Source organism: Ekhidna algicida (assembly GCF_051379705.1).
In the GTDB taxonomy this organism is placed as follows: domain Bacteria; phylum Bacteroidota; class Bacteroidia; order Cytophagales; family Cyclobacteriaceae; genus Ekhidna.
In genome coordinates, this window is record NZ_CP179868.1 from 2,224,018 (window position 1) to 2,236,687 (window position 12,670).

The window sequence follows — 12,670 nt, forward strand, 5'->3', positions numbered from 1 at the left end:
CAAAATAACAATATTTTAAGTAGATATAATTATATGTTTTTGATCAAAGAAGTGAGTGTAGTCAACGAGGGAAAAGTGGTCGTATCGGATGTGCTTATTAAGGACGATCGTATTGAAAAAGTAGCGCCAAGTATTTCTGCTGATTCAAACTACACCCTAATTGACGGTAGTGGACTCCACTTGTTCCCCGGAATAATTGATGATCAGGTGCACTTTCGTGAGCCCGGCCTTACCCATAAAGGCGACATCTTTACAGAATCCAGAGCGGCAGTAGCCGGAGGTGTTACCTCGTTTATGGAAATGCCAAACGTGAATCCACAAACGATTACGCAGGAACTGCTTACAGCTAAATATCAGATTGGTGCTGAGAATTCATTGGCTAACTATTCATTTTATATGGGGAGTACCAACAACAATCTGGAAGAGGTCCTCAAAACGGATCCTGCTTCAGTTTGTGGCATAAAAATCTTCATGGGCTCGTCAACGGGAAATATGCTGGTCGATGATCAGGAAACACTGGAAAAGATTTTTTGCAATGCACCAATTCTGATTGCCACTCATTGTGAAGATGAAGCTACTGTACGCGCAAACACTGAAAAGTATATGGCGCAGTATGGTGACGATATTCCTTTCAAGTATCATCCGATCATTCGCAGCGAGGAGGCTTGTTATTTGTCCTCTTCCAAGGCCGTAGAATTGGCAAAGAAATGTAACGCACGTTTGCATATACTTCATATTTCCACCGGAAAGGAGACGCATCTATTTTCAAATGGTCAACCGCTTGGTAAAAAGAAAATCACTTCTGAAGCTTGTATCCATCACCTTTGGTTTAGTGATGCAGACTATGACGAAAAAGGTGCGTTTATCAAATGGAATCCGGCGGTAAAAACAGCGGCTGACAGAGATGAGATATGGAAAGCGCTGCTGGATGATCGAATAGATGTAATAGCAACAGATCATGCCCCTCATACGCTGGAGGAAAAGCAAAATCCATATACCAAGGCTCCATCAGGTGGTCCTTTGATTCAGCATACACTCGTAGCTATGCTTGATTTTTATCATCAGGGAAAGATCTCGCTTGAGCGAATTGCCGAGAAAATGTGCCACGCGGTAGCCGAATGCTTTGATGTAAAAGAACGTGGTTATATCCGAGAGGGCTACAAAGCAGACCTTGTACTGGTTGACTTAAATAAGCCTTGGACGGTAGGAAAGGAAAATATTCTAGCCAAATGCAAATGGTCTCCATTTGATGGACACCAATTTAAATCTAGTGTTGAGAAAACCTTTGTATCAGGGCATCTGGCATATTCCGACGGCAAGCTCAATGATGGCCAGCTTGGTCAGCGTCTTTATTTTGATCGAAAATAATCGTTTGCAGATTTAAAAAGGGGTATTACCTTTGCATTCCTTTTCAGGATTCCTGAAAGTATATGGTGGTTGTAGCTCAGTTGGTTAGAGCATCGGTTTGTGGTACCGAGGGTCGTGGGTTCGAGCCCCATCTTCCACCCTTAAAAAGCAAAAGCAGTTACAGAAATGTGACTGCTTTTTTTTGTTATTCATCTCATGAGGGCCCAGCTGCGATGCTTCTTTCGGTAAATGGCCAAAAGAGATCTCATCATTCCTTTATCATCTCCAATATCAACGCGTACTTAAATGCGGTTTCTGCAAGTGAGGCGTATCTGCCTGAAGCACCTCCATGTCCGGATGAAAAATCTGTTCTTAAGAGGATTTCATTCTTATCAGTTTTCACCTCACGAAGCTTGGCTACCATCTTAGCCGGCTCCCAATATCCCACACGAGAGTCGTTGATGGCAGTGAGGAAAAGCATATTGGGATAGTCTTTGGCCACCACGTTTTCATAAGGAGAGTAGGATTTTATGTACTTGAAATATTTCTTTTCATTCGGGTCTCCCCATTCGTCATACTCCAAACTTGTGAGGGGTAATTTTTCATCCATCATGGTATTGATGACATCAACGAAGGGTACATCCAAAATGAGAAGCTTGTAAAGATCGGGACGCATGTTTGCAATGGCGCCCATCAGTAAGCCCCCGGCACTACCGCCTTCTGCGATCACCTTACCTTCTTTTCCATAGCCTAAAGAAATCAAGTGTTCGGTGCAAGAGATAAAGTCGGTAAAGGTGTTTTTCTTTTTGAGCAGCTTACCTTCCTTGTACCATCTTTCGCCAAGATCTCCACCGCCGCGAACGTGCGCAATTGCATAAACAAATCCCTTCTGGATGAGCGGTGCAATATTTGGATTGTAGCTTGCCGAATAGCTCGATCCATAAGATCCATATCCGGTGATATACAGCGGAGGTGTTTTCCCATCTTTTATCAGATTTTTGACCTGATACCTATTGTAGATTAAGGTAATTGGGATTTGGGTGCCGTCCTTTGCCTTGGCATATATGGTTTCAACTTTGGCAAAATAGGCAGGTGAGATTCCACCGACGGATTTCAGCGATTTGAATTTCTTTTCGTTCATATCATAATCCAAAATACGAAGAGGACGATGGTAATTGGCTTTGCTAATGCGTAAGGTATCAGTATCAAAGTCGTTATTTTCTCCAAGATATACGGCTCGATCCTTTCCCTGCTTTACGTAATGCTCCTTGCCATCCAGCTTATTGACTACTCTGATTTTATGTTGTAGTTCGTGACGTTCCTGAAACACCATCCAATTTTTAAACGGAAGTACAGATGAGATCTCTACATTAGGGTTTTCAGCGATTTCTTCTACCCAATACTTTTCTTCAAACCTTGATGTATCAGAAACCATCACCTTGTTATTAATGGCCTTATGATTGGTGAGGATGTAGAATTTGTCTTCATAATGAGCCAGACTGTATTTATGATCAGCTCTTCGTGGCGCAACCATGCGGAATGGACCATCGGGTTTATTTAAGTTGAGTAGCTGAATCTCATTTTGATTGCTCCCATAAGAGCTTATGAATGCAAACTGCTTGCTCCTTGATTTAGAAATTGAAACGGAGAATTTGATATCTGACTCTTCATATATCAAGGATTTTTCACCACTAGACAAATTGAATTTGAAGACTTTGGACGAGCGAAATGTCTTCTCCTCAACTTTGGTGTATAGGAGAGTGGAGTCTGTTAACCAAACTATTCCGCTGACATACTCGATGCTAAATGGCAATACTTTTTCCTCATCAAAGTATTTGAACTTGAGAATCCATTTGTCATTTCCCGTGGTGTTTTCCGAGTAAGCAATGACTTTGTTCGTTGGGCTTACAGAGTAGCCACCAAATGCGTAATATCTTTTGTCTTCGGCCATTTTATTTACATCGAAGAGGAGTTCTTCTTTGCTATTCTTGCCTTTGGCCTTTCGGTAATGCCGTGCATATTCTTCTTCAGGTGCATATTTGTAATAGTATTTATAGCCGCTCTCCTCTCTCGCCAAGGAAACATATGTGTCTTGAACATATGATCTAACTTCTTTGAAGAGCTCTCTTTGCAACGGTTTCAATGGCTTGAAATAGTTGTTGGTATATCCATTTTCCTGGCTGAGGTATTTCATTATTTCCTCATTTCCCATTGGGTTTTTAGTGTCTTTTAGCCAGGCGTAATCATCTTGAATTTTTTGTCCGTGTGCTTCTATTAAAGTAGGGTCTTTCCTGGCCACCGGAGGAAGTAATGTGGTGTCTCTTGTGAGTTTATCTGAAAACTGTTTTTCAAGATTTACTTCTGTGCTCATTGCAACATGAATTTCTTCCGGAACCTTCGAATTCGGATATTTCAGGTTGTATTTCGCCCAAAACTCCGTGTTGTAGCCTTCCGGTAAATCGAAGAGGTAGTTGTAGTCAGAGTTGCTAAAATTCTCTTCATTTTTCACGGTTAGTTTGTCGGTCTTTTTCGTGCCATATGTAAAAAATTCTGAGATGGCGGCATACGGAACTCGTCGATTTGTGGCCGTGTCTTCCACAATAAATTCATCGGAATGCATTAGGTATTGGAGTACATATTTATCTCCCTCTTTCTCATATTTGGATTCAACCGAAAAATCAAAATGGCGAACGGACCAGCCCCGGTAGCCACAGATGTATTGCTTGTATTCGGGAGGAACCCGGTAGTTTATTTCGGTGATGGCTAGGTCCTCTTTGCGAATCAGTATGCTCCCTCCCAGCTTGTATTCATAGTTAAAAGGCCTCTTTTTTTCTCCCATCTTTTCAGGAGACATGCCCGGTTCAAAGTTGATAAGGTAGAAGCCGTCACCATTCTTCTCGACTTCCAGGAGTGTATATTCATATTTTCCAAATTTGCTTAGGAAGTTGGCCGGATATTTCAACCGATCTTTTGTGAGCGCACTCAAAGGACCTCCTTGAATATTGGAATACAATCGAGTTGTGTTGAGGTCATCGCTAGATTTTGCTTCTATGATTTTAGCTTTCTCTCCTTTCAGTACTTTTTGATGGAAGTGCCACCTGTGCAGTGAAGATGATCTTGAAACCCAGCTACCAATGGTGGTAACACCTGAAAGATCAACCGGATTTTCAAATTTCTTCCGCTTCTCTTCTTTGCCTGTATAGGGCTGAAGATCCAGCATAAACGCCGCATCAGCGTACTTTACCGGGTTATCATTCTCTTTTACATATTCCCTATAATAGCCTTCCAGGTTGAAAGGCTCATTTATGTAATTGTCCGGAATTGCTTTGAGCGCCTTCTTAAGAATGCTTTTTGGATTTAAATCCCTTTTGGCACTCACCACCACCGTGTAGAGTTCGGTCACGTCGGTTTTCATGTAAATCTTGACTGGCTGTTGATAATTGTGAAGCCCAAGCTCATAGGTCTTAAGGCCTACATATGAAAATTCGAGTATACTGTCAAAATACTTTGAGGGGATTTTTAAAGAGAATGTGCCGTCGTATTCAGTGACGGTTCCATAGGCCACTCCTTTGAGCTTTACATAAGCAAAAGGCACAGGCTGTTTAGTCTCTTCGTAGTAGACGGTGCCTTCAATGGTTTTTGTTTGAGAAAGAGCAGAACTGCAGATGAGCAAGGCTGCTATGATTAGGGTGTTCTTCATACTTTGGTGACGCTTTGAAAATAGGTTAAAGTTCAAACGATGCCTATTTATGATTATTACCTTCTTTTTGAGTTTGTAAGACTAAAAATAGATGAGTAGTTAAATCAAACGGTTGCATCACCCTTCGATAGTTTTTTTCTCCAGCTTCTAGTAGCCAGTGTGATGATCGGAGTTCCAATGACTCCAGGGATGATCCAAAGAAGCCATTGCATGGAGCTATTTGGCATGAAAATGTTGGGATTTTGTACAGCAAATGCGGTTAATGCTGCAATGTATGAGCCTCCCATCGCTCCAATGTGTTGATACAACCACCAGTTTTTTTCAGAGATATTGGGTTTGATAAAGAAACGTAGGTCGTCTGTTCCGTTTTTTAAGGTGAGGATTCCAAACCCTACGCATAAGAGGGCTAAGATGGGCTGACTTGCGGCAAAATAGGCGTATATGCCATATCCAACCAATCCAATTCCAAAAAGAGAAGTTGCTACTGCGACTACCCAATCGTACCACTCTTCTGACCCTGGATTTTTTCTTTTTACTACCCTAACGCCTACAAAGGAGGAATGAAAAGTAAGCACTGCAATCACCATTAAGAAGGCACTAAATCGATAGAAAGAAATTATCGATAGCGCACTCAGGCAAATCCACCACATTGCAGCCACATACACCTTTCCTATTATAACATGGTTTTTACCGCCCTTGCGGTTAAGCATTTGAATCAATCCTAGCAGGACCACTGTGCCTCCGCAAATAACGTGTGATATGATCAGAAACTGTTCCATCTGAATTACGATTTATAGGCAATGCAAAAGGAAAATATCAACACCATAAAAAATGGAATACTGAACTGTCGTATTTCCAGGATGAGCTGTTATTGGTTGGCTTTTACTCTCTCTCTTCGATAATTCACATAGCTTTTCCAATTTTCTAGATAGGAGGCCCATCCTTTGGGATCGTACTGATTGATATCGCTTTCCACCCTAATATATAGTGCATCTACCTTATCATACTCATCCATCAAGCCTGTAACAAGAATCAGATTTTGATAGGCGAGTGCGGCAACCTCTGAGTTTATTCGGGCTTTTTTGTCGGTCATGTTTTTTGAGGCAAGCACTTTTTCCCAGATTTCCAGAGCACTTTGCAATCGCTCTTTGCATATTTCCGGCATATACCTCTGATCAATTTGATGGAGTGCAAAGGCTGCTTTAGCAATATCCGCAGCTTGATCTAGCTCCGGGTAGGAATATTTTTTGAATTTCTTGACACGTAGGATTGGAACCGTGCCCTTGATCTGTGGATAGCCAATAAATCCACTGAGCTCTGAGCTCAGCTTGTTCACATTCTTCTTGGTGATCTCCTGATCGTATTCGTGGGCAAGTAAATTTACATTTGAACGATACCAGTTTTCTGCGGCTCCCTCGGACCCTTGCCATTCTCCATGCTTAATGTATGCATGGTCATCAATGCTCTCTGCCACGAATGGTGTACCTTCTTCGGCGGGAAGCGTGGCTGAATAGTATAAGGTTCTGTTAAAAGTAACTACCTTATTAAATCGCTGCTTGTCTTCATAGGTGCTTTTATTTGTGAAACTTGAAATACTAAGCGTATCAGGTTCTACCTGAATTTTTACGCCTTCATTATCTGTTCTTTCCAATCCCCAAATCCCCATTTTTTCCAGATAAAATGTATAATCTTTTCGCATATATTCCTTCTCCAGGTTATCAAGCTTATATACTACATGGAATTTCTTCATGCCCTCCGGTAGTGGGTTAGTAGGAAGACGTGTGTGATGGTAAGGAGCGCTCACTGTTTCCGTTTTTTGTGCGAAAAGTGAAAATGAAATAACAATGTAAAGAACGCTGAGAAACAGAAGCTTCATTGGAATTGTTAGGTTATTGGTTTGAAATATAAGCTTTTTCATTCTAGAGGTCGTTAAATTCAAATATGTACCAATTTCTTTCACGTATTTCCAATAAATACTTTAAAAATCATTCACATCGAATTTTTAAGCTTTTCTTCAACCTTTCTCCCATGTATAGAAGGTCGACGGGTCGAATCACGACGGTAACAAAGAATTTGAGAAGAATTGAAATTAAGATTCCGATCTCTTACAAAAACAAAAATTATGTGGGGACCATATTCGGCGGAAGTCTCTTTTCAGCTACTGACCCCATTTACATGGTGCAGTTAATTCAACTATTGGGCCCGGCATATGTCGTTTGGGATAAATCATCAATTGTGAAGTTTAAGCGACCGGCAAGCACGGATGCCTATTCAGTATTTGAGTTTACAGCGCAAGAGCTTGATGACCTTAAACAGGAAGTGGAAGAAAAGAAAGAGGTAGATATTGTCAAAATCGTTCATCTTACCAACAAGGAGGGTCGGCTTTTCTGCGAAATCGAAAAGACCATTTACGTGGCAGATAAGGCTCATTATAAAGAGAAGAGAAAGAAGAAGTCTGAAACCAGTAAGTTATAGTTGCTGGCCTTACGACTATTTAAATCGCAATCTTGTCGATTTGATTGGGGATTCACATTATCAATTGATAATATTGAATGCCTAACCATCATTAAATATGACTTCAGAACAGGTTTTTGATTCCATCAAAATTGCTATTGTGGTGGGATCCATCCTAAGTCTTATCAATCAATATGATGTATTGATTTCATGGGATTTGAGTAATAAAGATATTCTGCGAATCTTCCTTAACTACTTGGTGCCATTTAGTGTGGCGAGCATTTCGCGAGCGATGCACATAAAAAAAGAAGGGAGGAAGTTATGAAGAAGGTAATCTTAGCAAGGCCCAGTTCTCTTATTGTAACAGATATGAAGAAGCTTGTATCTTCTACAGGGTTTGAAGCAATGCCAATCACGGAAATTAATGAGTTGACGAGTATTGATGAGGATGAAGTAGCAGGGATTGTTATATCAACAGCGTTATCGTCGACGGTAAAAGAAAAGTACTGGGAAGTGGTTCAACGATCAGCTGCTATTTTTCCTGGGAAGTCAATTTTTCTAGCATCGTATGCAACCGTAAGAAGTGCGAAAATCACGGCCGGAGCACATATTAAGAATGCTGGACTTGACTATGAGCTCCTTTCAATAGAAGAAGCAAAATCGGGATCATTTGACGCGAACAATCAGATTTTGATTTTAACGCAAAAAGAAATTTCCGATCCAGTTGCTTTTAGCTCTATCAGTGAATTGATTAAGCGACTGCTTATGTCTTCTATTGCTGTTTAAGCAACTATTTTTTTATAGGCATTCGTTTAAACTCTTTCGTTCGATCAAATAAGAATCGATACGTGTGATGAGTTTTTACTACCTCACCTCCTACTTGATCAACAACTTTGAGCATTTTAGGATTGAAATCTCCAATCCAGTTCATCTCCAGCTGTGGATAACGCTTGTATTTTTCCTGTACCATCACACGAATTGCATGGATCAGAGCTCCATCAACTCCTTTACCCTGATGCTTGGGTGAAATTCCAAATACCAACCCAATCATTTTCTTATTGGTTTTCCGGATTTTATGATAGAGGAATTTGAGTTTTCCAATTAGATCCAATTTTCCATTTACATGTTTGAATACTTGATTCAATTCAGGAATGTTGATGTAAAAACCCACCGGTTTGTCTTTGTGATAGCCAAACCACATGATCTTTTCGTCCATGATGGGCTTCAACTTCTTAATAATCGCGTTGGCCTGCAGGGAAGTCATCTCCGCCACACCTGGGTGCCTGGCCCAAGCATCATTGTACACCGTTCGGAAGTCTTCAGCGTATTTCTTCAGCTTACTTTTTTCAATATGACGAAAGCTATATTCCGGATCTTGGTTGGCGTGATCTGCTTTTTCTTTCAGTCTGGGGTTCAATGGGTCCATTGTGTTGCGACCAAACGTAAACTGCTTGAAGTAAACCTGGAATCCATAATTTTCAAAGAGTTGCTGATAATATTGAAAGTTGTAGTTGCATTGATAGTTAGGCTCGCGATCAAAACCATCGACAAGAAGACCCCACCAGTTGTCTCTATCACCAAAATTGATAGGCCCGTCCATCGCCTCCATTCCTCTATCCGATAGCCAATTTTTTCCTGTGTCAAACAATAGGTTGGCAGCTTCTTGATCCTCGATGCATTCAAAAAAACCTACTCCGCCAGTTGGCTGGTCGTTGTCCTTGTTTACTGTTTTCTTATTGATGAATGCGGCAATCCTACCAATTACCTTCCCAGCTCCATTCTTGAGAATCCAACGAGCACACTCTCCATTTCTAAAGAATTTGTTGACATTAGGATCGAAAACACCGTTGATGTCCTTGTCCAGAGGACGAATCCAGTTGGGCTCATCTTTGTAGAGTTTTACCGGGAAGAGCAAAAACTCATTGGCGGTTTTCTTATCGTTGACTTCAATGATTTGCATGAGAAATTTTGGCAAATAAAAACATCTTGACGTCAAGAATACAAGAATAGGTGCATTAAGGCAAGTAGCAATCGGCAGATGAGCGTTTTAAGCGTTTAGATAAATTAGTCCTGAATACACTTGCAGCTGATAGCGAGTGTGTTTTCTCTGCCTTTGGCCAACATATAGGTTGGCTCAATGTTGAAAGAGTCGGTTTCATCTTTTTGCCAGATGTGAATCCCAATAATATGTCGTTGATTTCCTTCTTCAGGGGCTTTAAAATATGGCTTGAGAGTGTCCGAGCTAGTCCAGTAGAAGCCTACAGTGTTTGTCATAAATGCTGTGTCTTTTCTGCCAATGCCACCAAGAAGCAGGCTGTTTTGTTCAAGTTCTTTTCTCGGCACCACTTTTCCCTGCAGGTCGTTTTCGATTCCGTTCATTTGGTCAATCCATTTAATCCACTCATCTTTTGAGGGAATGTGAAAACCATGTGGGCAGGCATTGAATGACGCGATGTGTGAGTAATAAGACCCGTAATTCTCAAAATAATTCTTCGGCTGATAAGAGACGCCACTGTCGAGTTTGTATCGGATATTTTCTGCTATCCAGGTTTGATCGCCACGCGAAACTAAATGGTAATTGAATCCATCTCTAGAATCCACAATTGTTGTGAGTTGAAGTCCGATAAAGAGAAGGAGAAGGTATTTCATTTGCTTTTGAACTTTACCCAAAGCAATTAATTACTTCTAAAACAATGCAAGGAAAATAGCGCAAAGAAGAAAGGAATAATTATTATTAACCCTTATTCAACTCTAAGGAAGTCGTAATCGCTAAGTTCCCAATCGATGACCAGACCTTTGCCCACTCCTTTGGCTACCTGGTCGCCATACAAATGATGCACGAGATATAGCGATACATCATAGGATTTGGCACCACCTGCCGAAGTAAGCAGGTTATCATGATGTACAAAAGAAACATCCTCATGTACAGTCAATTCGGGAAATGTTTTGCGATATTTTTCAATGTCTGTTGGAAACGTTGTAGACTCTTTTCCATCTACCAGTCCCGCCTTCGCCAGGACAAAAGCACCATCGCATAGTGACATGACGTAATCTGCTTTACCCCCAATTTCAGTCACCCAGTTGATGAGTGTTTCATTTTCAAGGTCAGAATCCATGTTATGCTCGGCACTTGGAACAACCAAAATATCTATTTCCGGAAGATCGGGACTATCAAATGAGTAATGAGGAATCAGCTTTAGACCTTCAAATGTGGTTACGGTATCCATCGTCTGATTGACTGTAAATACATTGATGCCACTTTCTGTATGGAAAATCGTGTGCTGAAAAATATCATATGGGGCGATTAGTTCAGAATTGTAAACGCCATCAATCATCAAAAAAGCAGCATTGAAGGATTGGCCTTCTGCTACTGGATTGATCTGAATACTAGCTTTCTCAGACTGTGGTTGACATGCGGAGATCAGAAGAACGAGAATGAATAGTGTTTTGATGGTCTTCATAGCTTCAATTTTAGTTTATCCCACAGATTCATATTTTCGAGCTGGGCTTTCATTTTCTCTCCTACTTTTTCTATTGATTTGAAAGGGCGTAGCATTACTTTAAACTCGGTGATCTTGCCATCCTCATTCCACGAAATGATGTCTACACCATCCACCTCAATCCCATCAATTAGCGCATTAAATTCCAGAACGGCATCACTATCACTAACCAATTCCTTGACATAATGAAAGCCTGTTCCTTCAAACATTTTTGCAGCGGAGAGTAAGTATGCCATTACCATCTTTCTTCCTTTTTGGGGCTTGAAAAGAATGGGTGAATAAAAAACGGCGTCTTTATCCAGAATCGATTTAAGCAACTTTTCATCGCTGGTTTTGACAACCTTGTGCCAGCTGCTTAATGGCTCACTCATCGGTTATAGACTAAAAGCTTCTCTTACCTGATCTACGTAATCCAGTTTTTCCCAAGTAAACGTTTCCACCACCTTCTTCACTTCTTCGCCACCATTTCCTATGAAGTTTACTTGCTTTACCTCCGGAGTTCTACCCATATGTCCGTAGGCAGCGGATTCTGAATAGATAGGTTCTTTTAGCTTAAGTCGCTTGATGATATAGGCAGGACGCATATCGAATATTTTCTCAACGATCTTGGCGATCTCACCATCCGTCAGATTCACATTGGCAGTTCCATGAGTATTTACATAAATACCCATTGGCTCAGCCACTCCAATGGCATATGAAACCTGTACGAGTATTTCATCAGCTACTCCTGCTGCCACAAGGTTCTTAGCAATATGCCTTGTTGCGTAGGCAGCCGATCGATCCACTTTGGAAGGGTCTTTACCCGAAAAGGCGCCACCACCGTGGGCTCCTTTACCTCCGTAGGTATCAACGATGATTTTTCTTCCGGTAAGTCCAGCATCACCATGTGGCCCGCCAATAACAAATTTTCCGGTAGGGTTTATATGATACTTGATCTGATCATTAAATAACGCTTGATTTTGCTCTTTCAGCTTTTCTTTTACCCTTGGAATGAGGATGTTAATGATATCCTCCTTGATCTTTTTAAGCATGTTGTCTTCATTGTCAAAGTCGTCATGCTGTGTTGAAACAACAATGGCATCAATCCTGATTGGATGGTTGTTGTCGTCGTATTCAATCGTTACCTGAGATTTGGCATCAGGTCTTAGATAAGTCATTTGCTTGCCTTCCTTACGAATTTCGGATAGCTCCATCAAGATTCTATGCGATAGATTGAGCGCAAGAGGCATGTAGTTTTCAGTCTCTTTGGTTGCATACCCAAACATCATTCCCTGGTCTCCGGCACCTTGCTCATCTTCTGAGGATCGTTCAACACCCTGGTTGATATCCGGTGATTGTTCATGAATGGCAGAAATAACGCCACAGGAATTTCCATCAAACATGTATTCACCTTTGGTATACCCAATCTTATTGATTACTTCTCGGGCGATATTTTGAACGTCAATATAGGCTTTGGTTTTTACCTCACCGGCAAGAGCGACCAACCCTGTAGTGACCATCGTTTCACAGGCTACCTTGCTGTCCGGGTCAAATGCGAGAAAATGATCTACCAGCGCATCCGAGATCTGATCAGCAATTTTATCCGGATGTCCTTCGCTCACGGATTCTGAAGTGAATAAATAGGGCATGTATATTTCGTTTCGTTTTTCGGTCGTCAAATTTAGAAGAT

Annotated in this window: 12 protein-coding genes and 1 tRNA gene; 5 read left to right on the forward strand and 8 right to left on the reverse strand. The window is 41.1% G+C overall.

Features of this window, described 5'->3' with window-relative positions; translation table 11 throughout:
- The first annotated feature begins 33 nt into the window (after positions 1–33).
- The gene (locus tag ACL8WY_RS09625; RefSeq protein WP_436514496.1) at positions 34–1,368 is read left to right on the forward strand and encodes a dihydroorotase; all 1,335 of its coding nucleotides are present in this window, start codon (positions 34–36) and stop codon (positions 1,366–1,368) included.
- 64 nt (positions 1,369–1,432) lie between these two features.
- A tRNA-His gene (locus ACL8WY_RS09630) sits at positions 1,433–1,508 on the forward strand.
- Positions 1,509–1,615: 107 nt separating this feature from the next.
- Here the strand turns inward: ACL8WY_RS09630 and ACL8WY_RS09635 are convergent.
- From ACL8WY_RS09635 to ACL8WY_RS09645, 3 genes are all read right to left on the reverse strand, one after another.
- Positions 1,616–5,047 carry a prolyl oligopeptidase family serine peptidase gene (locus ACL8WY_RS09635; RefSeq protein ID WP_436514497.1) on the reverse strand — a complete coding sequence of 1,144 codons (3,432 nt, stop codon included), beginning with the start codon at positions 5,045–5,047 and terminating at the stop codon, positions 1,616–1,618.
- 104 nt (positions 5,048–5,151) lie between these two features.
- Positions 5,152–5,826 carry a hypothetical protein gene (locus ACL8WY_RS09640; protein ID WP_436514498.1) on the reverse strand — a complete coding sequence of 225 codons (675 nt, stop codon included), beginning with the start codon at positions 5,824–5,826 and terminating at the stop codon, positions 5,152–5,154.
- A gap of 89 nt (positions 5,827–5,915) precedes the next feature.
- A complete protein-coding gene (locus ACL8WY_RS09645; RefSeq protein WP_436514499.1) occupies positions 5,916–6,965 on the reverse strand; it encodes a hypothetical protein in 1,050 nt (349 codons plus the stop codon).
- A gap of 110 nt (positions 6,966–7,075) precedes the next feature.
- Here ACL8WY_RS09645 and ACL8WY_RS09650 point away from each other — a divergent pair, with 110 nt between their 5' ends.
- The 3 genes from ACL8WY_RS09650 (at position 7,076) to ACL8WY_RS09660 (ending at position 8,287) form a co-directional block, all read left to right on the forward strand.
- Positions 7,076–7,522, forward strand: coding sequence for a DUF4442 domain-containing protein (locus ACL8WY_RS09650; protein WP_436514500.1), 447 nt, complete (start codon positions 7,076–7,078; stop codon positions 7,520–7,522).
- A 97-nt stretch (positions 7,523–7,619) separates the two neighbouring features.
- Positions 7,620–7,826: a nitrate/nitrite transporter NrtS gene (gene nrtS / locus ACL8WY_RS09655; RefSeq protein ID WP_436514501.1), complete on the forward strand. Its 207-nt coding sequence runs from the start codon at positions 7,620–7,622 to the stop codon at positions 7,824–7,826.
- Positions 7,827–7,870: 44 nt separating this feature from the next.
- The gene (locus ACL8WY_RS09660) at positions 7,871–8,287 is read left to right on the forward strand and encodes a hypothetical protein (protein ID WP_436514502.1); all 417 of its coding nucleotides are present in this window, start codon (positions 7,871–7,873) and stop codon (positions 8,285–8,287) included.
- A gap of 4 nt (positions 8,288–8,291) precedes the next feature.
- Here ACL8WY_RS09660 and ACL8WY_RS09665 read toward each other — a convergent pair whose 3' ends face one another.
- From ACL8WY_RS09665 to metK, 5 genes are all read right to left on the reverse strand, one after another.
- On the reverse strand, positions 8,292–9,461 hold the full coding sequence (locus ACL8WY_RS09665) for a hypothetical protein (RefSeq protein WP_436514503.1): 1,170 nt from the start codon (positions 9,459–9,461) through the stop codon (positions 8,292–8,294).
- A 104-nt stretch (positions 9,462–9,565) separates the two neighbouring features.
- The gene (locus ACL8WY_RS09670) at positions 9,566–10,150 is read right to left on the reverse strand and encodes an FISUMP domain-containing protein (protein ID WP_436514504.1); all 585 of its coding nucleotides are present in this window, start codon (positions 10,148–10,150) and stop codon (positions 9,566–9,568) included.
- Positions 10,151–10,242: 92 nt separating this feature from the next.
- Positions 10,243–10,962: a DJ-1/PfpI family protein gene (locus ACL8WY_RS09675; RefSeq protein ID WP_436514505.1), complete on the reverse strand. Its 720-nt coding sequence runs from the start codon at positions 10,960–10,962 to the stop codon at positions 10,243–10,245.
- Positions 10,959–11,372, reverse strand: a complete 414-nt coding sequence (locus ACL8WY_RS09680) for a nuclear transport factor 2 family protein (RefSeq protein ID WP_436514506.1) — start codon at positions 11,370–11,372, stop codon at positions 10,959–10,961. Before ACL8WY_RS09680 ends, ACL8WY_RS09675 begins: the two co-directional genes overlap by 4 nt.
- 3 nt (positions 11,373–11,375) lie before the next feature.
- On the reverse strand, positions 11,376–12,629 hold the full coding sequence (metK, locus tag ACL8WY_RS09685; protein ID WP_436514507.1) for a methionine adenosyltransferase: 1,254 nt from the start codon (positions 12,627–12,629) through the stop codon (positions 11,376–11,378).
- Positions 12,630–12,670: the final 41 nt, after the last annotated feature.